Origin of the sequence: Hydrogenophaga intermedia (assembly GCF_000723405.1) — a bacterium.
Taxonomy (GTDB): domain Bacteria; phylum Pseudomonadota; class Gammaproteobacteria; order Burkholderiales; family Burkholderiaceae_C; genus Hydrogenophaga; species Hydrogenophaga intermedia.
The window spans coordinates 12,908-34,498 of the sequence record NZ_CCAE010000027.1 but is presented as its reverse complement, the minus strand read 5'-3'; the positions used below and the strand labels follow the sequence as shown (position 1 = coordinate 34,498).

22 protein-coding genes are annotated in these 21,591 nt (G+C 68.1%); 15 read left to right on the top strand and 7 right to left on the bottom strand.

Features of this window, described 5'->3' with window-relative positions; translation table 11 throughout:
• Positions 1-3: 3 nt before the first annotated feature.
• Both tgt and BN948_RS15555 read right to left on the bottom strand, forming a co-directional pair.
• Positions 4-1,176, bottom strand: a complete 1,173-nt coding sequence (gene tgt, locus BN948_RS15560; RefSeq protein ID WP_009515900.1) for a tRNA guanosine(34) transglycosylase Tgt — start codon at positions 1,174-1,176, stop codon at positions 4-6.
• Positions 1,177-1,205: 29 nt separating this feature from the next.
• Complete coding sequence (locus BN948_RS15555; protein ID WP_009515901.1) at positions 1,206-2,123, bottom strand: LysR family transcriptional regulator; 918 nt, start codon at positions 2,121-2,123, stop codon at positions 1,206-1,208.
• Positions 2,124-2,229: 106 nt separating this feature from the next.
• On the opposite strand from BN948_RS15555, the gene BN948_RS15550 reads away from it, so the two are divergent.
• From BN948_RS15550 to BN948_RS15525, 6 genes are all read left to right on the top strand, one after another.
• On the top strand, positions 2,230-3,525 hold the full coding sequence (locus BN948_RS15550) for an aromatic ring-hydroxylating dioxygenase subunit alpha (RefSeq protein WP_009515902.1): 1,296 nt from the start codon (positions 2,230-2,232) through the stop codon (positions 3,523-3,525).
• A complete protein-coding gene (locus BN948_RS15545) occupies positions 3,522-4,016 on the top strand; it encodes an aromatic-ring-hydroxylating dioxygenase subunit beta (protein ID WP_009515904.1) in 495 nt (164 codons plus the stop codon). The genes BN948_RS15550 and BN948_RS15545 overlap by 4 nt, the downstream gene beginning before the upstream one ends.
• The gene (locus tag BN948_RS15540; protein WP_035622452.1) at positions 4,013-4,393 is read left to right on the top strand and encodes a chorismate mutase; all 381 of its coding nucleotides are present in this window, start codon (positions 4,013-4,015) and stop codon (positions 4,391-4,393) included. The genes BN948_RS15545 and BN948_RS15540 overlap by 4 nt, the downstream gene beginning before the upstream one ends.
• Positions 4,390-5,376 carry a Bug family tripartite tricarboxylate transporter substrate binding protein gene (locus tag BN948_RS15535; RefSeq protein WP_035622449.1) on the top strand — a complete coding sequence of 329 codons (987 nt, stop codon included), beginning with the start codon at positions 4,390-4,392 and terminating at the stop codon, positions 5,374-5,376. The genes BN948_RS15540 and BN948_RS15535 overlap by 4 nt, the downstream gene beginning before the upstream one ends.
• A 19-nt stretch (positions 5,377-5,395) precedes the next feature.
• The gene (locus BN948_RS15530; RefSeq protein WP_009514963.1) at positions 5,396-5,713 is read left to right on the top strand and encodes a non-heme iron oxygenase ferredoxin subunit; all 318 of its coding nucleotides are present in this window, start codon (positions 5,396-5,398) and stop codon (positions 5,711-5,713) included.
• Between the two features lie 132 nt (positions 5,714-5,845).
• A complete protein-coding gene (locus tag BN948_RS15525; RefSeq protein ID WP_009514961.1) occupies positions 5,846-6,280 on the top strand; it encodes a c-type cytochrome in 435 nt (144 codons plus the stop codon).
• 12 nt (positions 6,281-6,292) lie between these two features.
• On the opposite strand, the gene queA is transcribed toward BN948_RS15525, so the two are convergent.
• Positions 6,293-7,336, bottom strand: coding sequence for a tRNA preQ1(34) S-adenosylmethionine ribosyltransferase-isomerase QueA (queA, locus tag BN948_RS15520; protein ID WP_009514959.1), 1,044 nt, complete (start codon positions 7,334-7,336; stop codon positions 6,293-6,295).
• 72 nt (positions 7,337-7,408) lie between these two features.
• On the opposite strand from queA, the gene recG reads away from it, so the two are divergent.
• Entirely contained in the window at positions 7,409-9,499 is a 2,091-nt protein-coding gene (gene recG / locus BN948_RS15515) for an ATP-dependent DNA helicase RecG (RefSeq protein ID WP_009514958.1), read from the top strand.
• Positions 9,500-9,521: 22 nt separating this feature from the next.
• Here recG and BN948_RS15510 read toward each other — a convergent pair whose 3' ends face one another.
• Positions 9,522-10,202: a hypothetical protein gene (locus BN948_RS15510; protein WP_138820285.1), complete on the bottom strand. Its 681-nt coding sequence runs from the start codon at positions 10,200-10,202 to the stop codon at positions 9,522-9,524.
• 129 nt (positions 10,203-10,331) lie between these two features.
• Between BN948_RS15510 and BN948_RS15505 the strand changes: the two genes are divergently transcribed.
• Together BN948_RS15505 and ubiA are read left to right on the top strand one after the other, a co-directional pair.
• Positions 10,332-11,291, top strand: coding sequence for a hydrogen peroxide-inducible genes activator (locus BN948_RS15505; protein WP_009514955.1), 960 nt, complete (start codon positions 10,332-10,334; stop codon positions 11,289-11,291).
• Entirely contained in the window at positions 11,288-12,166 is an 879-nt protein-coding gene (gene ubiA, locus BN948_RS15500) for a 4-hydroxybenzoate octaprenyltransferase (RefSeq protein WP_009514953.1), read from the top strand. The genes BN948_RS15505 and ubiA overlap by 4 nt, the downstream gene beginning before the upstream one ends.
• Before the next feature lie 115 nt (positions 12,167-12,281).
• On the opposite strand, the gene proC is transcribed toward ubiA, so the two are convergent.
• The 3 genes from proC to BN948_RS15485 are packed head-to-tail and all read right to left on the bottom strand — an operon-like array spanning position 12,282 to position 15,448.
• Entirely contained in the window at positions 12,282-13,109 is an 828-nt protein-coding gene (proC, locus tag BN948_RS15495; protein WP_009514951.1) for a pyrroline-5-carboxylate reductase, read from the bottom strand.
• 41 nt (positions 13,110-13,150) lie between these two features.
• On the bottom strand, positions 13,151-14,650 hold the full coding sequence (glpK, locus tag BN948_RS15490; RefSeq protein WP_009514949.1) for a glycerol kinase GlpK: 1,500 nt from the start codon (positions 14,648-14,650) through the stop codon (positions 13,151-13,153).
• A 12-nt stretch (positions 14,651-14,662) separates the two neighbouring features.
• Positions 14,663-15,448, bottom strand: a complete 786-nt coding sequence (locus BN948_RS15485; protein WP_009514948.1) for a DeoR/GlpR family DNA-binding transcription regulator — start codon at positions 15,446-15,448, stop codon at positions 14,663-14,665.
• A 158-nt stretch (positions 15,449-15,606) separates the two neighbouring features.
• Here BN948_RS15485 and BN948_RS15480 point away from each other — a divergent pair, with 158 nt between their 5' ends.
• From BN948_RS15480 to BN948_RS15455, 6 genes are all read left to right on the top strand, one after another.
• Positions 15,607-16,677, top strand: coding sequence for an ABC transporter ATP-binding protein (locus BN948_RS15480; protein WP_009514947.1), 1,071 nt, complete (start codon positions 15,607-15,609; stop codon positions 16,675-16,677).
• A complete protein-coding gene (locus tag BN948_RS15475; protein ID WP_009514946.1) occupies positions 16,677-17,762 on the top strand; it encodes an ABC transporter ATP-binding protein in 1,086 nt (361 codons plus the stop codon). The genes BN948_RS15480 and BN948_RS15475 overlap by 1 nt, the downstream gene beginning before the upstream one ends.
• On the top strand, positions 17,759-18,649 hold the full coding sequence (locus BN948_RS15470) for a carbohydrate ABC transporter permease (RefSeq protein WP_009514945.1): 891 nt from the start codon (positions 17,759-17,761) through the stop codon (positions 18,647-18,649). Before BN948_RS15475 ends, BN948_RS15470 begins: the two co-directional genes overlap by 4 nt.
• A complete protein-coding gene (locus BN948_RS15465) occupies positions 18,642-19,454 on the top strand; it encodes a carbohydrate ABC transporter permease (protein WP_009514944.1) in 813 nt (270 codons plus the stop codon). Before BN948_RS15470 ends, BN948_RS15465 begins: the two co-directional genes overlap by 8 nt.
• A complete protein-coding gene (locus tag BN948_RS15460; RefSeq protein WP_009514942.1) occupies positions 19,454-19,762 on the top strand; it encodes a DUF2160 domain-containing protein in 309 nt (102 codons plus the stop codon). Before BN948_RS15465 ends, BN948_RS15460 begins: the two co-directional genes overlap by 1 nt.
• Positions 19,763-19,849: 87 nt before the next feature.
• Positions 19,850-21,580 (top strand): ABC transporter substrate-binding protein, encoded by a 1,731-nt coding sequence (locus BN948_RS15455; protein WP_009514940.1) that lies wholly within the window; start codon positions 19,850-19,852, stop codon positions 21,578-21,580.
• Positions 21,581-21,591: the final 11 nt, after the last annotated feature.

Here is a 21,591-nt window from a genome sequence, read left to right as displayed (position 1 = left end):
GGATCAAACACCGCGCGCGCGTTCCGCGTGGAAGCGCTGCCGGAACTCGCCGAACGTGCCCGCGTCCAGCGCCGCCCGCACCTCCTTCATGAGGTTCAGGTAGTAGTGCAGGTTGTGGATGCTGGTGAGCATGGGGCTGAGCATCTCGCCGCAGCGGTCCAGGTGGTGCAGGTAGGCGCGGCTGAAGCCCTCGCGCCCGCCGTCGGCCCAGCTCACGCCGCTGCTGCCGGCGCAGGCGTAGCAGGTGCAGGTCTCGTCCAGCGGACGGTGGTCTGTCTTGTGCTTTGCGTTGCGGATCTTCAGGTCGCCAAAGCGTGTGAACAGCGTGCCGTTGCGCGCGTTGCGCGTGGGCATGACGCAGTCGAACATGTCCACGCCGCAGGCCACGCCTTCCACCAGGTCCTCGGGTGTGCCCACGCCCATCAGGTAGCGCGGTTTGTGCGCGGGCAGGCGGTGGGGGGTGTGCGCCATGATGCGGCGCATCTCGTCCTTGGGTTCGCCCACGCTCACGCCCCCCACGGCGTAGCCGGGGAAGTCCATCGCCACCAGCGCGTCCAGCGACTCCTGGCGCAGGTGTTCGAACATGCCGCCCTGCACGATGCCGAAGAGCGCGTTGGGGTTCTCCAGGCGCTCGAACTCGGCCCTGGAGCGTTGCGCCCAGCGAAGGCTCATCTCCATGCTCTGGCGCGCCTCGGCCTCGGTGGTGATGTGGCCCTTGGTCTCGTAGGGCGTGCACTCGTCGAGCTGCATCACGATGTCGCTGTTGAGCCCGGTCTGGATCTGCATGCTCACCTCGGGCGACATGAAGAGCTTGTCACCGTTGACGGGGCTGGCGAAGTGCACGCCCTGCTCGGTGATCTTGCGCATCTCGCCGAGCGACCAGACCTGGAAGCCGCCCGAGTCGGTGAGGATGGGCTTGTTCCAGCGCTCGAAGGCGTGCAGGCCACCGAAGCTTTTCATCACGTCCTGGCCCGGGCGCATCCACAGGTGGAAGGTGTTGCCCAGGATGATCTGCGCGCCCATGGCCTCCAGGCTGGCGGGCGTGACGCCCTTGACCGTGCCGTAGGTGCCCACGGGCATGAAGATGGGCGTCTGCACGACGCCATGGTTGAGCGTGAGCGTGGCGCGGCGCGCGTGGCTGGTGGGGTCGGTGGTCAGCACCTCGAACTTCAGCATGGGGGTCTCTTGAAACGGTGGGGTGAACGTCAGGCCGGCAGGTCGCCGAACAGGCGCGCCACGAGCCCGCGCAGCCACAGGTGGCCGGGGTCGCGGTGCAGGTGGGCGTGCCAGAGCTGGTGAATGGTGTTGGTGGGCAGGCGCAGCGTCAGCGCGCGCATGACCAGGTTGAACGGCCCCAGCGCGCGCTGGGCGAAGCGCTCGGGCACCGTGGCGATCAGGTCGGTGTCGGCCAGCACGTGGCCCAGCGCGACGTAGTGCGGCACCGTGAGGTGCACGTGGCGCGCCACGCCCAGGCGCTCCAGCGCGGTGTCGACCTGGCCATGGCTGGTGCCGGCGGCCACCACGCGCACGTGCGCGGCCTGGCGGTACTGCGCCGCGCCCAGGGGCTTGCGGCTGGCCGCCAGCGGGTGGCCGGCGCGCATCAGCGCCACGTAAGGCTGACGGAACAGCGCCTGCTGGAAGAAGCCCGATTGCAACTGCGGCAGTGAGCCCAGCGCCAGATCGACGTGGCCGCTGGCCATCTCCTCGCGAAGGGCGTCGTGCGCCACGGGCACGCAGCGCAGGGTGACGCCGGGCGCTTCGGCGGCCAGCGCGTCCATCAGCACCGGCAGGAAGTAGATCTCGCCCACGTCGGTGAGCGCGAGGGTGAAGCAGCGCTGGCCGCGCGCGGGGTCGAAGGAGGCGCGCACGTTGAGCGCCTCGCGCAGCGTGCCCAGGGCCTGCGCCACGGGTTCGGCCAGTTGCTGGGCGTAGGGCGTGGGCTCCATGCCGTGCGGCTTGCGCAGGAACAGCTCGTCGCCCAGGCATTCGCGCAGGCGGCGCAGCGCGTTGCTCACCGCGGGCTGGCTCTGCCCCAGGCTGGCCGCCACGCGCGAGACATTGCGCTCGCGCAGCAGCTGGTGCAGCACCACCAGCAGGTTCAGGTCGATCTCGGACAGCTCCATGGGGGTAGGTATTCTATTTGTGAATATCTTGTATCACCCGGATTCCGTTGCCGGATGACGTGGAGCGCGCCACCATAGCCGCTCGCCCCACCGAGGAGACAAGACCATGAACCCCACGCCCGCCAACGGCGCGTGCCCCGGCGACGCGCCCGACGCCCTGCACTGGGAAGCCGGCGACACCAGCCGCATCCCCTTCGCCGTTTACACCGATCCGTCGCGCCACCAGCGCGAGCTCGAGCGCTTCTTCTACCGGGGCCACTGGTGCTACGTGGGCCTGGAGGCGGAGATTCCGAACCCGGGCGACTACCGCCGCTCGGTGGTGGGCGAGCGTTCCGTGATCATGGTGCGCGCCGAGGACGGCGCGGTGCATGTGGTGGAGAACGTGTGCGCCCACCGCGGCATGCGCTTCTGCCGCGAACGCCACGGCAACAGGAAGGAATTCGTCTGCCCCTACCACCAGTGGAGCTACGCGCTGGACGGCAGCCTGCAGGGCGTGCCGCTGCGCCGCGGCGTGCGCCAGGACGGGCAGGTCAAGGGCGGCATGCCGGCGGACTTCGACCCGAAGCAGCACCACCTCACGCGGCTGAAGGTGGCCGTGCGTGGCGGCGTGGTGTTCGCCTCCTTCGACCATGAAGTCGAGTCGCTGGAGGACTACATGGGGCCGACCATCCTGCGCTATTTCGACCGCCTGTTCGACGGCCGAAAACTCAAGATCCTGGGCTACAACCGCCAGCGCATTCCGGGCAACTGGAAGCTGATGCAAGAGAACATCAAGGACCCGTACCACCCGGGCCTGCTGCACACCTGGTTCGTCACCTTCGGGCTTTGGCGCGCGGACAACAAGTCCGAGCTTCGCATGGACGCGCACCACCGCCACGCGGCCATGATCTCCACGCGCGGCAGCGCGGGCCAGGCCACGGGCAACGCCGCGCAGGTGACCCAGGTCTCCAGCTTCAAATCCAGCATGCAGCTGGAGGACCCGCGCTTCCTCGACATCGTGCCCGAGCCCTGGTGGGGCGGCCCCACGGCGGTCATGACCACGCTGTTTCCCAGCGTGATCTTCCAGCAGCAGGTCAACAGCGTGTCCACGCGGCACATCCAGCCCGACGGGCACGGCGCCTTCGACTTCGTCTGGACGCATTTCGGCTTCGAGGACGACACGCCCGAGATGACCCAGCGCCGCCTTCGCCAGGCCAACCTGTTTGGCCCGGCCGGCTTCGTCAGCGCCGACGACGGCGAGGTGATCGAGTTCTCGCAGCAGGCTTTCGACAGCAAGCCGGCGCACCGCGCGCTGGCCGAACTGGGCGGGCGCGAGGTGGGCGAGACCGACCACATGGTCACCGAAACGCTCATCCGCGGCATGTACGCCTACTGGCGCCAGGTGATGGAGGCCCCGCAATGAACCGCGACGCCGCCCCCCTGGACCTGGGCCTGTACCACGAGCTGCAGGCCCTGTACGCCGACTACGCCTCGGCGGTGGACAGCGGCCAGTGGGACCTGTGGCCCGGCTTCTTCACCGAGGACTGTGTCTACAAGCTGCAGCCGCGCGAGAACCACGAACGCGGCTTTCCGCTGGCCACGCTGTCCTTCGAGAGCCAGGCCATGCTGCGCGACCGCGTCTACGGCATCAAGGAGACGCTGTTCCACGACCCGTACTACCAGCGCCATGTGGTCGGCGCGCCGCTGGTGCGCCGCGTGGACGGGCAGGGCGCGCTGCACTGCGAGGCCAACTACGCGGTGTTCCGCACCAAGCTCGACGGGCCCAGCACCGTGTTCAACGTGGGCCGCTACCTCGACGTGGTGGTGCGCACCCCACAGGGCCTGAAGTTCGCGCAGCGCCTGTGTGTGTACGACAGCGAAATGATCCCCAACGCCATCATCTACCCGATATGACCCGGAACAGGCAGGAGCCCGATCCCCACGGCGGCCCGCTGCGGCGGTTCAATGACCCGACCTACGTGCCGCTGTGCCGCCACCTGGCCGAGGTGCGCGAGAACATCGACGCGCTGGACGAAAAGATCGTGGCCCTGCTCGCCGAGCGGGGCCGCTATGTGAAGGACGCGGCGCGTTTCAAGCGCGACGCCTTCCAGGTGTCGGCGCCGGCGCGCCAGCAGGAGGTGATCGACAAGGTCATCGCCCTGGCCGAGCGGCACGGCGCCTACCCCGAGGTGGTGGAGGCCTGCTACCGCGCGCTGATTGCGGGCTTCATCGCCCGTGAACAGCGGGACTTCACCGAGATGAGCGACGTCGAACCAGGAGACAAGACATGACACGATTCAACAGGACATGCGCCGCGCTGCTCGCCGGCCTCGCGCTGGGCGGCTTCGCCGCGCTGGCCCAGGCGCAAGCGCCCGATTGGCCGCAGCGCCCCGTGCGCGTGGTGGTGCCCTACGGCCCCGGTTCCTCACCCGACATCCTGGCGCGCATCGTCAATGAGCGCCTGAGCGCGCGCCTGGGCCAGAGCTTCATCGTGGAAAACCGGCCCGGTGCCGGCGGCAACGCGGGCACCGAGCACGTGGCCAAAGCCACGCCCGACGGGCAGACCTTTCTGCTGTCGGTCAACGCGCCCTTGGTCTACAACACCATCCTCTTCAAGAACCTGCGCTACGACCCGTTTCGCGAACTGACGCCCGTCACGCTGGCCGTGAGCTCGCCCAACGTCTGCGCCGCTTCCATCGGCATGGGCGTGGATTCGGTGAAGGGCTGGCTGGATGCCATGCGCGCGAAGCCGGGCCAGTTCAACTTCGCCTCCACCGGCAATGGCTCCATCTCCCACCTGGGCGTGGAGCTGCTCAAGGCGAAGACCAACTCCTTCGCGGTGCACATCCCCTATGCCTCGTCGAGCCAGGCCGTCACCGCCATGCTGCAGGGCGACGTGCACTTCGCCTGCCTGCCGGGCGCCACGGTGATGCCGCAGGCCAAGGCCGGCAAGCTCAAGGTGCTGGCCATCACCTCAGCCGAACGCTCGGCGCTGCTGCCCGACGTGCCTACGCTCAAGGAGTCCGGTGTGCCCGACATCCAGGCCGCGCCCTGGTTTGCCTACATGGCACCGGCCGGCACGCCGCCGGCCATCGTGCAACGCATGAACCAGGCCCTGGTGGCCGTGCTGCGCGAGCCCGAGGTGGTGGAGAAGCTCAAGGGCCAGTACTTCGATGTCATCGCCAGCACGCCCGAGGAGCTGGGGCGTTTCATGCGCGAGGAAGAGGCGCGTTGGCGCCCGGTGATCCAGCGCGCCGGCCTGCGGCCCGATTGATGTCACGGAGGCGAACACCATGACCACCACCCAATGGACCGACGTGGCCGCCGAGGCCGAGCTGTTCGAGGGCGCGGGCATTCCCGTCGCCCCCGTGGGGCACGACATCGCCTTGTTCGCGATCGATGGCGAGGTCTTCGCCACCGACAACGTCTGCACGCACGGCCACGCCAAGCTGTGCGACGGCTTTCTGGAGGGGCATGAGATCGAGTGCCCCTTTCACCAGGGCCGCTTCGACGTGCGCAGCGGCGCACCCACCTGCGCGCCGGCGACCGAGGCGCTGCGGACCTGGCCGGTGAAGGTGGAGGGCGGGCGGGTCTATCTGGCCCTGGGCTGACGCCAGCGGGGTGCACGCGCAACTTGCGCCGCGTCAACATGGGCGGGGTGCGCGCCTCCTAGGATGAATTCGAGGGTTCATCGCCACGGTTTGATGGTGATGCCTTCGATTCAACCCCACTGGAGGCATCTCATGGAAAGAACGATCAAAGGCACCGTCTTGCTCGCCGGCCTGCTGGGCGCCCTGGCCGCACAGGCGCAGGCGCCGCAGGCCAGCGTCGATCTGGGCAAGCTGGAGTTCACCGACAACTGCGCTGCGTGTCACGGCGTGGACGGCAAGGGCAACGGCCCGCTCGGTGGCCTGTTGCAGAAGAGCCCGCCGGATCTGTCGCAACTGGCGAAGAAGAACGGTGGTGTATTGCCGGTCAACCGCATGTACGCGGTGATCGAAGGCACGGCCGCCATACCCAGCCACGGCGTGCGCGACATGCCGATCTGGGGGCGCGAGTACCGCATCGAAGAGGGGCAGCGTCTGCGCGAAGCGCGCGGTCTTTACGAACCGGCCGAGGTGGTGCGCGCGCGCATCCTGACGCTGATCGAGTACATCAGCCGCCTGCAGACGCCTTGAGCCTTCGCGGGCTCAGCGCCGTTGCAGCAGCATCGCGTCGCCATAGCTGAAGAAGCGGTAGCGTTGGGCGATGGCGTGGGCGTAGAGCGCCATCACGCGCTCGTATCCTGCGAAGGCACTCACCAGCATCATCAGCGTGCTCCTGGGCAGGTGGAAGTTGGTGATGAGCCGGTCCACCACCTGGAAGCGGAATCCCGGCGTGATGAAGATCTGCGTGTCGCCCTCGGTGTGGCCGAAGGCGGCCCAGCTCTCCAGCGTGCGCACGGTGGTGGTGCCCACCGCCACCACGCGAGCGCCGCGCGCGCGGCAGGCCTCGATCGCGGCGATGGTGGGCTCGGGCACGCGGTACCACTCCGCGTGCATGGTGTGCTCGGCGATGTTCTCAGTCTTCACGGGCTGGAAGGTGCCCGCGCCCACGTGCAGCGTGACCTCGGCCATGTGCACGCCGCGCGCGCGCAGCGCGGCCAGCAGGGCCTCGTCGAAGTGCAGCGCGGCAGTGGGCGCGGCCACGGCACCGGGGTGTTTGGCGAACACGGTCTGGTAGCGGCGCTCGTCCTCGGCGGTGTCGCCGTGTTCGATGTAGGGCGGCAGCGGCACATGGCCGTGCGCGGCCATGAGGGCGTGGGGTTCGCCGCTGAAGCGGAAGCGGAACAGGGTGCCGTCGTCGTCGGGCCAGCGGCCCAGCAGTTCGGCGGTGAAGCCGCCGTCCATTTCCACCACCGCGCCCACCAGGGGCTTCTTGCTAACCTTCATGTGCGCCACCACCTCGTGGTTCTGCAGCACGCGCTCCACCAGCAGCTCCAGAGCGCCGCCCGTGGCCTTGCGGCCGAACAGGCGCGCCTTGATGACCTGGGTGTCGTTGAAGACCAGCAGGTCGCCGGGGTTCAGCAGGTCGGGCAGTTCGCGGAACACGCGGTCCACCGGCGCGGTGGCGCTGCCATCGAGCAGGCGCGAGCCGCTGCGTTCGGGCGCGGGGTGCTGGGCGATGAGTTCGGGGGGCAGAGCGAAGTCGAAGTCGCTCAGGGTGAAGGCGCGGGGGGCTGATGAAATTGTCATGTCGCTTGAGGGCCGGACGGACCCGTTCCAAGGAGGGGGAGAAAGTGTGAAAGGCGAAGGCAGAATTGTCCCATGGCCGAACCCGCCAGCACCGCTGCCCCCACCAAAGCCCTGTCCGCGCCCCAGAAGGCCATGCACAAGCTGGGCCTGCGGCGTGACATCGACCTGGCGCTGCACCTGCCGCTGCGCTACGAGGATGAGACCCGCATCGTGGCACTGCGCGACGCGCGCGACGGCACGGTGGTGCAGATCGAGGGCACGGTCACGCACAGCGAGGTGCAGTTTCGCGGCCGGCGCCAGTTGCTGGTGACGCTGGACGACGGCAGCGACACCTGCACCCTGCGCTTCTTCAGCTTTTACCCTTCGCACCAGAAGACGCTGGCGGTGGGCGCGCGCATCCGCGCGCGCGGCGAACTCAAGGGTGGATTCGCGGGGTACACCATGCTGCACCCCTCGTTCAAGGCGGCGGGGGGGGAACTGCCGAACGCACTCACGCCCATCTACCCCACCAGCGCGCAACTGCCGCAGGTCTATCTGCGCAAGGCCGTGGTGAGCGCGCTGGCGCGCGCCGACCTGCGCGAGACCCTGCCGCCCGAGTTGCTGGCCTCGCTGGAGCGCGTGGCGCGCGTGAGCCCCACGCTGCGCGAGTGTCTGCAGCACTTGCATCACCCGGCGCCCAACGCGTCCCTGGCCGCGCTGGAGGACGGCAGCCACCCCGCGTGGCAGCGCCTCAAGGCCGAGGAGCTGCTGGCGCAGCAGCTCTCCCAGGCCGTCTCCAAGCGCGAGCGCGACGCCCTGCGCGCGCCCGCGCTGCCGCTGCGCCGTGAGGGCCTGCACGAACAACTGTTGGCGGTGCTGCCCTTCGCGCTGACGGCCGCGCAGCGCCGCGTGGGCGAGGAGATCGCGCACGACCTGGGGCGCCAGGTGCCCATGCACCGGTTGCTGCAGGGTGACGTCGGGTCGGGCAAGACGGTGGTGGCGGCGCTGGCGGCGGCCATTGCCATCGACGCGGGCTGGCAGTGCGCGCTGATGGCGCCGACGGAGATTCTGGCCGAGCAGCACTTTCGCAAGCTCATCGGCTGGCTGGAGCCGCTGCTGGCGCCGCTGGGCAAGCGCGTGGCCTGGCTCACCGGTAGCCAGAAAAAGAAACAACGCACGGAGATGCTCGAACTCATCGCCAGCGGCGAGGCCGCGCTGGTGGTGGGCACGCACGCGGTGATCCAGGAGCAGGTGCAATTCCAGCGTCTGGCGCTGGCGCTCATCGACGAACAGCACCGCTTCGGCGTGGCACAGCGGCTGGCGCTGCGCGGCAAGACCACGGCGGGGCTGGAGCCGCACCTGCTGATGATGACGGCCACGCCCATCCCGCGCACCCTGGCCATGAGCTACTACGCCGATCTGGACGTCTCCACCATCGACGAGCTGCCGCCCGGGCGCACGCCCATCGTGACCAAGGTGGTGAGCGACGCGCGCCGCGCCGAGGTGGTGGAACGCATCCGCGGTCAGATCGGGGAAGGTCGGCAGGTGTACTGGGTGTGCCCCTTGATCGAAGAGAGCGAGGCCCTGGACCTGAGCAACGCCACCGCCACTCACGCCGAGCTGTCGCAGGCCTTGCCGGGTGTGCTGGTGGGCCTGCTGCACTCACGCATGGCGGTGGCCGAAAAGAAGGCGGTGATGTCGCTGTTCGAGCAGGGGCAGATGGGCGTTCTGGTGTCCACCACGGTGATCGAGGTGGGCGTGGACGTGCCCAATGCCTCGCTGATGGTGATCGAGCACGCCGAGCGCTTCGGCCTGTCGCAACTGCATCAGTTGCGCGGGCGCGTGGGGCGCGGCGCGGCAGCCTCGGCCTGCGTGCTGATGTACTCGCCGCCCGAAGGGGGGCGCCTGGGCGAGACGGCGCGCGAGCGATTGAAGGCCATGGTCGAGACCCACGACGGCTTCGAGATCGCGCGGCGCGACCTGGAAATCCGCGGCCCGGGTGAGTTCCTGGGGGCGCGCCAGTCGGGCGCGCCGCTGCTGCGCTTCGCCGACCTGGCCACCGACACCCACCTGCTCGACTGGGCCCGCGAGGCCGCGCACGCCATGCTGGAACACCACCCGCGCGAGGCCGAGCAGCACCTGGCGCGCTGGCTGGGCAGCAAGGCCGAATACCTTAAAGCCTGAAAGCCAGCGCTGGGACGACCGCTCAAGGCGCGGCGGGCAGGCGCTCGAGGGACGGGTCGCGCTTCATCGTGTACGGGTATCCCTCCGGATCACCGCCGAAGCTGAAGTCGCCTTCATAGATCCGATCGTCCTCTGTCCGCATCAACTGAAGCCTTGTGCCATTGGCATTCCGGATCTCGAACTTGTCGGCGTCCCGGCCGTCGATGAATTTCGTGCCCAAGAATGCCGCCTCCGAGGTGAGGGACTGCTGTATCTCTTCGGGGGCGCCGTTGCAGGTGGGGTTGCCGTAGACGCGTTTCGTGCTGATCATCGTGAGCACGCCAGGACGTGCCGGCACGATCTCGATGACTGTCCGGTCCGAGCGACCGCTGGACACCCATTGAGAAACGATGGTGTCCGGCTCCTGCACCATCACTTCGCCAATCCAGTAGATCCGTCCCGGGATCGTGATGAAGGTCTCGGTGAGGATCTCGTCGCACGGTCCCGCCCATTGACCGAGGTAGACCGCCACGGGGTCGTCGGCGGGAGGAGACGCAGGCGGCGAGGATGGGGCGGAAGGCGCGCCGATCGGTGCGGCTGTCGTCGGATCTTCTTCGACGCAGTCTCCACCACCGCCGCAGGCCGTCAGACCGAGGACAAGTGGCAGAAGAAAGGCCAGGACATGGCGCGATGGCGCGCGCAGGGCGGAGACGGCGTTGGGCATCGGAGCGATCGGTGAACGGGGGCGTAGCGCGATGCTGTCGCACCGTGCAGCGCCATGCCATGCCGCCAATGCACGAATTCGCCCCGGCCAATTGACCGATGGCGGGGGGGCTGTCGCACAATAGCCCGCATGACGCTCACCGAACTCAAGTACATCGTGGCCGTGGCCCGCGAGAAGCACTTCGGCAAGGCGGCCGAGGCCTGCTTCGTCTCGCAGCCCACGCTGTCGGTGGCGATCAAGAAGCTCGAGGAAGAACTCGAACTGAAGATCTTCGAGCGCAACGCCAGCGAGATCGCCGTCACGCCCCTGGGCGAGGACATCGTGCGCCAGGCCCAGACGGTGCTGGAGCAGGCCGCCGCCATCAAGGAGATCGCCAAGCGCGGCAAGGATCCGCTGGCCGGCCCGCTCAAGCTGGGCGTGATCTACACCATCGGCCCCTACCTGCTGCCGGAGCTGGTGCGCCAGGTGATCGACCGCACGCCGCAGATGCCGCTGGTGCTGCAGGAGAACTTCACCACCAAGCTGCTGGAGCAGTTGCGCCTGGGTGAGATCGACTGCGCCGTGCTGGCCGAACCCTTCCCCGACACCAACCTGGCCATCGCGCCGCTGTACGACGAGCCCTTCATGGCCGCCGTGCCGCACACCCACCCGCTGGCCAACCAGAGCCACATCACGGCCGAGGAGCTCAAGCGCGAGACCATGCTGCTGCTGGGCACGGGCCATTGTTTTCGCGACCACGTGCTGGAGGTATGCCCCGAGTTCGCGCGGTTCTCCAACGACACCGAGGGCATCCGCAAGAGCTTCGAGGGCTCCTCGCTGGAGACCATCAAGCACATGGTGGCCGCCGGCATGGGCGTGACGCTGGTGCCACGCCTGTCGGTGCCGCGCTCGGCGCTCAATGGCGCGGTGTCGGCTCGCGACGACCTGGGCGATTCGCCCTACGTGCGCTACCTGCCGTTCGAGGGCGAGGCGCCCACGCGTCGCGTGGTGCTGGCCTGGCGGCGCAGCTTCACGCGCTACGAGGCCATCGCCGAATTGCGCAATGCCATCTACGCCTGCGAACTGCCGGGCGTGAAGAGGCTGTCGTGACCACGATTGCACCGGCGCCGCACGCGCCCTCGCGCCTCTCTCTCTGGCTCGATCTGATCCGCTGGAACCGGCCCGCTGGCTGGCTGTTGTTGCTGTGGCCGACGCTGTCGGCGCTGTGGGTGGCCGCGGGTGGTTTTCCGGGCTGGCATTTGTTGCTGGTGTTCACGCTGGGCACGATCCTGATGCGCAGCGCGGGTTGCTGCGTGAACGACGTGGCAGACCGCGACTTCGACCGTCACGTCAAGCGCACGGCGCAGCGGCCGGTGACGTCGGGCCAGGTGTCGGTGAAGGAGGCGCTGGCGGTGGGCGCAGTGCTGGCGCTCGCCGCGTTCGCGCTGGTGCTCACCACCAACGCGCTGACCATCGCGCTGTCCTTCGCCGCGCTGGCGATCACGCTGGCCTATCCGTTCGCCAAGCGCGTGCTGTCGATGCCGCAGGCGGTGCTGGGTGTGGCCTTCAGCTTCGGCATCCCCATGGCCTTTGCGGCCGTGCAGGGCGCGGTGCCGGCGCTGGCCTGGGTGCTGTTGCTGGGCAACCTGTTCTGGGTGCTGGCCTACGACACCGAGTACGCCATGGTCGACCGCGACGACGACCTGCGCATCGGCATGAAGACCTCGGCGATCACGCTCGGCCGCGCCGACGTGGCGGCGGTGACGGCGTTCTACCTGCTGCACCTGGCGATCTGGACGGTGGTGCTGTGGCCGCAACTGCGGCAGACGGTGTGGCTGGCCGCGCTGGCGGTGGCGCTGGGCCAGGTGGTGTGGCACTTCACGTTGATCCGCACGCGCTCGCGCGAGGGCTGCTTCGCGGCGTTTCGCGCGAACCACTGGCTGGGGTTCACGCTGTTTGTCGGGGTGGCGCTCAGCTTGGTCTGAGTGCGCGGCGTTTCTGTCGCGGTGTTTCGCATGCCTGCGGACGCGATGGGCGAGCCGGCGTGATGCTGAGGATGAGCGTCTGGCTACGCTCGCGAGGTGCCGCGCAGGACGTGGCTTACTTGCCGAATTCGCGGCCCAATTCCTCGGCGCGTTTCTGCGCGGCCTGCAGCGCCGCCTCGAACGAAGCCTTCATCCCCGCCGCGTCCATCGCCGTCAGCGCCGCGTAGGTGGTGCCGCCCTTGGACGTGACGCGCTCGCGCAGCACCTGCGGCGGCTCGTTCGAGCGCTGCGCCAATGTGGAGGCGCCGACGAAGGTGCCGATGGCCAGTTGCAGCGCCGTCTCGGCCGGCAGGCCCATGCGCGCGCCCGCGTCGCGCATGGCTTCGAGGAAGTAGAAGACGTAGGCCGGGCCCGAGCCGGAGATCGCGGTCACGGCATCGAGGTCGCGCTCGGTGGCCACCCAGACCAGCTCGCCCGTGGTGCGCACCACGCGCTCGACCAGCGCGCGGTCGTCGGCCGAGGCGCCGTCGCGCGCGAACAGGCCTGTCATGCCCAGGCCCACGAGCGCGGGCGTGTTGGGCATGGCGCGCACGATGCGTTGCGTGCCCAGCCAGGCGGCCATGCTTTCGCTGGTAATGCCCGCCGCCACGCTGAGGTGCAGCGCGCCGCCCAGGTGAGGGCCGGCGGCCAGGGCGGCGTCCTTGAAGGTCTGCGGCTTCACGGCCCAGACCACGAGGTCCGAGGGTTTGAGGTCCGCGACCGCGGCACCGAACAGCGTCACGCCGGGGAATTGCTGCGCCAGACGCGCGCGCTGCTCGTCCCAGGGCTCGACGATCTGAATGCCGCTGGCCGCATGGCCCTGGCGCAGCAGGCCGCCGACGATGGCGCTGGCCATGTTGCCGCCGCCGATGAATGTGATGAGGGGGGAGGAGGGCGTGTTCATGCGCGCGATTGTCGCCGCGCGTCGGGCAGGCCAGGCGGTTCTCAGGCAGCGGTTGTCTGGCGAACGGCATGCTCCCAGGCCGCCATCTTCTCGGCCGCCTGCTCGCGCGAAAGCCGGGGCTCGAAGCGGCGTTCGGCGCGCCACTGCGCGCTCAGTTCGTCCGTGCCCTGGTACACGCCGGCGTGCAGGCCCGCCAGGTAGGCCGCGCCGAGCGCGGTGGTCTCCACCACCTCGGGCCGTACCACGGGAATGCCCAGCAGGTCGGCCTGGATCTGCATCAGCAGGTCGTTCACGCTGGCGCCGCCATCGACGCGCAGCTCGCTCACGGGCACGCCGCCGGCGGCCACGGCGTCGCGGCTCATGGCCTGCAGCAGGGCCGCGCTCTGAAAGGCAATGCTTTCCAGCGCGGCGCGCGCGATGTGGGCCATGGTGGTGCCGCGCGTGAGGCCGGTGATGCTGCCGCGCGCCTCGGGCCGCCAATAGGGCGCGCCCAGGCCGGTGAAGGCCGGCACCACCACCACGCCGCCCGCGTCGGGCACGCTCTCGGCCAGGGCCTGCACCTCGCCGCTGGAGTCGATGGCGCGCAGGCCGTCGCGCAGCCACTGCACCACCGCACCGGCGATGAACACGCTGCCCTCCAGCGCGTACTGCGCCGGCCCGGCCGCTTGTGCGCAGGACGTGGTGATGAGGCCGTTCTGGCTGGTCTGGAAGCGCTCGCCGGTGTGCATCAGCATGAAGCAGCCGGTGCCGTAGGTGTTCTTGGCCATGCCGGCCTGGAAGCAGGCTTGGCCGAACAGGGCGCTCTGCTGGTCACCGGCCACGCCGCCGATGGGCAGGGCCGAACCCAGCCAGTCGGCGTGCGCCTGGCCGAAGTCGGCGCTGGAGGGCAGGGTGTCGGGCAGCAGGCTGCGCGGGATGCGCAGCAGTGCCAGCAGTTCATCGTCCCAGTCGCGCGTGTTCACGTTGAACAGCATGGTGCGCGCGGCGTTGCTGTGGTCGGTGACGTGGCGCTGGCCGCGCGTGAGGTGCCAGATCAGCCAGCTGTCGACCGTGCCGAAGGCCAGTTCGCCGCGCTCGGCCTGCGCGCGCACGCCATCGACGTTGTCCAGGATCCACTGCAGCTTGGTGCCAGCGAAGTAGGCGTCGATGCGCAGGCCGGTCTTGCGCTGCACCAGGGCCTCGTGGCCCTGCTCGCGCAGCTTGGCGCAGGCGTCCTCGGCGCGACGGTCTTGCCAGACGATGGCGTTGTAGACGGGCTCACCGGTGCGGCGGTTCCACACCAGGGTGGTCTCGCGCTGGTTGGTGATGCCCACGGCGCGCACGCCGTCGCCGCGCAGGCCGGCCGTGGCCAGCACCTCGCGCGCGGTGGCCAGTTGCGTGTTCCAGAGATTGCGCGGGTCGTGTTCCACCCAACCCGGCTGCGGGTAGATCTGCGGAAACTCGCGCTGGGCCATGGCCACCACGCGGCCCTGGCGGTCGAAGACGATGCTGCGTGAACTGGAGGTGCCTTGGTCGAGGGCCAGCAGGTGGGTTGGGTTCATCGGTCGGTACTTTCAGGAGGCCAGGGCCTCGCGCTCGGCGGTCACCACGCATTCCACGTGGCTCTGCTCGATCAGTGCGTTGAAGGGGTCAGGCGGCGGCGCGTCGGTGAACAGCACGTCGAGCTCATCCAGCCGCGCGAGCTCGACCATGGCGGGTCGGTTGAATTTGCTGTGGTCGGCCGCGAGCCAGACCTGGCGCGACTGCGCCACGATGGCGCGCGCCACCTTCACCTCGCGGTAGTCGAAGTCGCGCAGGGTGCCGTCGGCCTCGATGCCGCTGATGCCGATCAGCCCGATGTCGACCTTGAACTGGTGCATGAAGTCCACCGTGGCCTCGCCCACGATGCCCTGGTCGGCCGCACGAACCTGGCCGCCGGCGACGATGACTTCGCAATCCGGGTTGGTGCTCATGAGCGAGGCGATGTGCAGGTTGTTGGTGATGACGCGCAGGCCGCGGTGGCGCTGCAGCTCGCGTGCCACGGCCTCGATGGTGGTGCCAATGTTCATGATCAGCGAGCAGCCATTGGGCACGCGCGCGGCCACCGCGCGCGCGATGCGCTGCTTGGCCTCGGCCTGCAGGGCCTGGCGCTGGCGGTAGGCGATGTTTTCGGTGGTGGAGCCGGGCAGACGCACACCGCCATGAAAGCGCGCCAGCAAGCCGGCTTCGGCCAGGCGCTGCACGTCTCGGCGCACGGTCTGCAGGGTGACGCCGAAACGTTCGGCCAGGGCTTCGATGGTTTGCGGCCCATGGGCGCGGACCTCGTCGAGCAGTTGGGTGTGGCGGGGGTTGAGGTTCATGAAGGAGCGGGCGGCGGGCGTGTTTCGAACATATCGGAAAACACTGATGGAGTTCTAAGGGTATGTACCGAACATAAAAAGAAAAGAAACGAACAAAGATACGCCGAAACGAAAACACTGCTGCCGCCCTTCGAGCGGGCCGCACACCACACCTCCCTATGCAGCTGTCACTGGAAGCGATCACCAAGTCCGTGGGGCGTTCGGTCCATCTGTACCCGATGAGCCTGTCGCCCGTGCCGGGCGCGGTCACGGTGCTGCTGGGCGCCACGCAGGCGGGCAAGACCAGCCTGATGCGCGTGATGGCGGGGCTGGACACGGCGAGTTCGGACCGCGTGCTGGTGGACGGGCAGGACGTGACGCGCCAATCGGTGCGCATGCGCAACGTGGCCATGGTCTACCAGCAGTTCGTCAACTACCCGTCGATGACGGTGGCGCAAAACATCGCCTCGCCGCTGCGCCTGCGTGGCGAGCGCGATATCGACACCCGCGTGCGCGCGTTGGCCGCGCGGCTGCACATCGAACCCTTTCTTGACCGGCTGCCCGCCGAGCTGTCGGGCGGACAGCAGCAGCGCGTGGCACTGGCGCGCGCGTTGGCCAAGCAGGCGCCGCTGATGCTGTTGGACGAGCCCTTGGTGAACCTTGACTACAAGCTGCGTGAGGAACTGCGCGAAGAGCTGACGCACCTGTTCGCGAGTGGCGACGCCACGGTGGTGTACGCCACCACCGAGCCCGGCGAAGCCCTGCTGCTGGGTGGCCACACGGCGGTGATGGACGCTGGCGAACTGCTGCAGTACGGTCCCACCGCCGAGGTCTTCCACCGCCCGCAGAGCCTGCGCGTGGCGCGCGCCTTCAGCGACCCGCCCATGAACCTGATGGCCGCGCGGCGCAACGCCCAAGGCGGCGTGCGCGTGGCCGACTCGGTGGACTGGCCGCTGGACCTGCCCGCGCAGGCCGACGACGGCTTCGTGCTCGGCATCCGCGCCGGTGGCCTGCGGGCGCGCGCGTTGCCCGGTGACGTGGCGATCGCCTCGCGGGTGGAGTTGGCGGAGATCGCGGGCTCCGACACTTTCGTGCACGTGAGCAGCGACGTGGGCGAGTTGGTGGCTCAGCTCGTGGGCGTGCACAAGTTCGAACTGGGCGCGCGCCTTACGCTGCACCTCAACCCCGACCACCTGTTCGTATTCGACGCGCGCGGCCCGCTGGTGCGCGCGCCGCAAGGAGTGCGCTGATGGCCCTGATCGAACTCGATCTCGCGCACGCCTACGTGCCCAACCCGCGCTCGGATGACGACTACGCGCTGCTGCCGCTGAAGATGGCTTTTCGCGACGGTGGCGCCTACGCTTTGCTGGGGCCCTCGGGCTGTGGCAAGACGACCATGCTCAACATCATCTCGGGGCTGCTCGTGCCGTCGCAGGGCACGGTGCGCTTCGATGGCCGCGACGTCACGCGCGATTCGCCGCAGCGGCGCAACATCGCCCAGGTGTTCCAGTTTCCGGTCATCTACGACACCATGACCGTGGCGCAGAACCTGGCGTTCCCGCTGCGCAATCGCAAGGTGCCCGAGGCCGAGATCCGTCAGCGCGTGGGGCGGATCGCCGAGATGCTGGAACTCAGCGGCGAGCTCGACCACCGCGCCGCCGGCCTGAGCGCCGACCAGAAGCAGAAGATTTCGCTCGGGCGCGGCCTGGTGCGATCGGATGTGTCGGCCGTGCTGTTCGACGAGCCGCTCACGGTGATCGACCCGCACCTGAAGTGGCAACTGCGGCGCAAGCTCAAGCAGATTCACCACGAGCTCAAGCTCACGTTGATCTACGTTACGCACGACCAGGTCGAGGCGCTCACCTTCGCCGACGAGGTGGTGGTGATGTCGCGCGGGCGCGCGGTGCAGAAGGGGGCCGCCGAAGACCTGTTCGAGCGCCCGGCGCACACCTTCGTGGGCCACTTCATCGGCTCGCCGGGCATGAACTTCTTGCCCGCGCAGGCGGTGCGCGGCGGCGTGCTGGTCAACGACCAGCCGCTGGCCTTTCAAGAGGACCGTCGCCTGCCCGAGGGACCGGTCAAGCTGGGCATCCGCCCCGAGTACCTGCGCCTGGGCCAGGCTGGCGACGGCCGCTCGCTGCCCGCGCGCGTGAGCCGGGTGCAGGACATCGGCACCTATTTCCTGCTCACTTGCGAACTTGGGGGACACACGCTCAAGAGCCGGCTGGGCGCCGAGGCCGCTCCACCGGCCGAGGGCGACACCGTGCACCTGCGCCTGCTGGACGCGCACACCTGCTTCTACCGCGACGAACAACTGGTGGAGGGCACCGCATGAACAACCACAAGCCCGTGAACCAGAAGGCCTGGTGGCTGGTGCTGCCGGTCATTCTGTGCGTGGCCTTCTCTGCGGTGTTGCCGCTGATGACGGTGGTGAACTACTCGGTGCAGGACATCATCTCGCCGCAGCGGCGTGTGTTCGTGGGTACCGAATGGTTCGTCATGGTGATGCGCGACACCGAGTTGCACCTGGCACTGTGGCGCCAGATCCAGTTCTCCCTCGCGGTGCTGCTGATCGAGATCCCACTGGGCATCGCGTTGGCGCTGTCCATGCCGGCCGCCGGCTGGCGTGCGTCGGTGGTGTTGGTGATCGTGGCGCTGTCGCTGCTGATTCCCTGGAACGTGGTCGGCACCATCTGGCAGATCTTCGGGCGCAGCGACATCGGACTGCTGGGCCACACCTTGTTGAAGTTGGGCGTGGACTACAGCTATACCGGCAACCCCCAGCACGCCTGGTGGACGGTGCTGATCATGGACGTGTGGCACTGGACGCCGCTGGTGGCCCTGCTGGCCTATGCCGGTCTGCGCAGCATCCCCGACGCCTACTACCAGGCGGCCCGCATCGACGGCGCCAGCCAGTGGGCCGTGTTCCGCTACATCCAGTTGCCCAAGATGCGCGGCGTGCTCATGATCGCCGTGCTGCTGCGCTTCATGGACAGCTTCATGATCTACACCGAGCCCTTCGTGCTCACCGGTGGCGGGCCGGGCAACGCCACCACCTTCCTGTCGCAGTACCTCACCACCAAGGCGGTGGGCCAGTTCGACCTGGGGCCTGCGGCGGCTTTCTCGCTCATCTACTTCTTCATCATCCTGCTGTTCTGCTTCGTGCTCTACAACTGGATGCAGAGTCTGGGCACGTCCGACAAGGAGCAAGGCCATGCGTGACAGCAAGTTCAAGGCACGTTGGCTGTTCCTGGTCGCCTACCTGGTGTTCGCGCTGCTGCCCATCTACTGGATGGTGAACATGAGCTTCAAGACGAATCAGGAAATCCTGTCCTCGTTCACGCTGTGGCCCACCGAGTTCACCTGGGCCAACTACAAGACCATCTTCACCGATCCCTCCTGGTACTCGGGCTACGTCAACAGCCTGATCTACGTCGGCATCAACACGGCCATCTCGCTCACCGTGGCGCTGCCCGCGGCCTACGCCTTCTCGCGCTACCGCTTCCTGGGCGACAAGCACGTCTTTTTCTGGCTGCTGACCAACCGCATGACGCCGCCCGCGGTGTTCCTGCTGCCGTTCTTCCAGCTCTACACCACGCTGGGGCTGATGGACACGCACATCGCCGTGGCGCTGGCGCACCTGCTGTTCAACGTGCCGCTGGCGGTGTGGATTCTGGAGGGCTTCATGAGCGGCATCCCGCGCGAGATCGATGAGACCGCCTACATCGACGGCTACAGCTTCCCGCGCTTCTTCTTCACCATCTTCCTGCCGCTCATCAAGGCCGGCGTGGGCGTGGCGGCGTTCTTCTGCTTCATGTTCAGCTGGGTGGAGTTGCTGCTGGCGCGCACGCTCACCAGTGTCAACGCCAAGCCCATCGTCGCGACGATGACGCGAACCGTGAGCGCCTCGGGGATGGATTGGGCCACGCTGGCGGCGGCCGGCGTGCTCACCATCGTGCCCGGCGCCATCGTCATCTGGTTCGTACGGCACTACATCGCCAAGGGCTTTGCCATGGGGAGGGTGTGATGTTTGCCTGGATGGTCTGGACCCTGCCGGTGGCGGTCTTCTTCACCGTCATCGTGCTGATGCTCATCGGCATGACGGTGTGGGAGATCCGCTCGCCCACGATCGAACGCAAGGGCTTTCTGCCCATGAAGACCACGCGAGGTGACCGGCTCTTCGTCGGCCTGCTCGGCGCGGCCTACATCAACCTCGCCTTCGTCGGCCTGGCCGGATGGATCGCCGAGCGACTTGGCCTCGCGCAGGAGCCGTCGGTGTGGATCGGTTTCGTGATCTCGGTGTTCTGGCTTGCCCTGGTCATGCGCAAGGGCTGAGCAAGTTTTCCAACGACCGGACCGCCGCTTCCCCGGTGCCGTGTCGATCCGCTGGCGGGGAGGCACATCAACATCCAAGGAGACAACATGAAACTGCGACACACGGCGCTCGCTGCGCTCATCGCGACGGGGGCCGCGTTGCCGGCCTGGGCCGACGAGGCCGCCGCCAAGCGATGGATCGACAGCGAGTTCCAGCCATCGACCCTGAGCAAGGCCCAGCAGACGGCCGAGCTCAAGTGGTTCATCGACGCTGCGGCCAAGCTCAAGGCCAAAGGCGTCAAGGAGATCTCGGTGGTCTCCGAAACCATCACCACCCACGAGTACGAGTCCAAGACCCTCGCCCGTGCGTTCAGCGAGATCACCGGCATCACCGTCAAGCACGACCTGATCCAGGAAGGCGACGTGGTCGAGAAGCTGCAGACTTCGATGCAATCGGGCAAGTCCATCTACGACGGCTGGATCAGCGACTCGGACCTCATCGGTACCCACTACCGCTACGGCCAGATCCTCAACCTCACCGACTACATGGCGGGCCCGGGCAAGGACTTCACCAACCCTGGTCTCGACATCAAGGACTTCATCGGCACCAAGTTCACCACCGGACCCGACGGCAAGCTCTACCAGTTGCCCGACCAGCAGTTCGCCAACCTCTATTGGTTCCGCGCCGACCTGTTCGCGCGCCAGGACTTGAAGGACAAGTTCAAGGCCAAGTACGGCTACGACCTGGGCGTGCCGCTGAACTGGAGCGCCTACGAGGACATCGCCGAGTTTTTCACCAACGACGTGAAGACCATCGACGGCAAGCCCATCTACGGGCACATGGACTACGGCAAGAAAGACCCGTCGCTGGGCTGGCGCTTCACCGACGCCTGGCTCTCGATGGCGGGCACCGCCGACATCGGCAACCCCAACGGCCTGCCGATCGACGAGTGGGGTATCCGCGTGGGCGACGACAAGTGCACGCCGGTGGGCGCCAGCGTGTCGCGCGGCGGCGCGGCCAACTCGCCTGCGGCTGTCTACGCACTCACCAAGTACGTGGACTGGATGAAGAAGTACGCGCCCAAGGAAGCCACCGGCATGACCTTCGGCGAGGCTGGCCCCGTGCCCGCGCAGGGTCAGATCGCGCAGCAGATCTTCTGGTACACCGCCTTCACCGCCGACATGACCAAGCCCGGGTTGCCGGTGGTCAATGCCGACGGCACGCCCAAGTGGCGCATGGCGCCCGGCCCCAACGGCCCGTACTGGAAGCAGGGCATGCAGAACGGCTACCAGGACGTGGGCTCGTGGACCTTCTTCAAGAACCACGACGCCAACAGGACGGCCGCGGCCTGGCTGTATGCGCAGTTCATCACCGCCAAGACCACCTCGCTGAAGAAGACCATCGTCGGACTCACGCCGATCCGCGAAAGCGACATCCAGAGCAAGGCCATGACCGACATGGCGCCCAAGCTCGGTGGCCTGGTGGAGTTCTACCGCTCGCCCGCGCGCGTGGCCTGGAGCCCCACTGGCACCAACGTGCCCGACTACCCCAAGCTCGCGCAGCTGTGGTGGCAGAACGTGGCGCAAGCCGTCACGGGTGAGAAGACCCCGCAGCAGGCCATGGACGGCCTGGCTGACCAGATGGACCAGGTGCTGGCCCGCCTGGAGCGCGCCGGCATGGAGCGCTGCGCGCCCAAGCTCAACGCCAAGGGCGACCCCAACAAGTGGCTGAGTGACAAGGCCGCGCCCTGGAAGAAGCTGGCCAACGAGAAGCCCAAGGGCGAAACCATCGCCTACGATCAGCTGCTCAACGCTTGGAAGGCGGGCAAGGTCCGCTGATCGACGCTGCA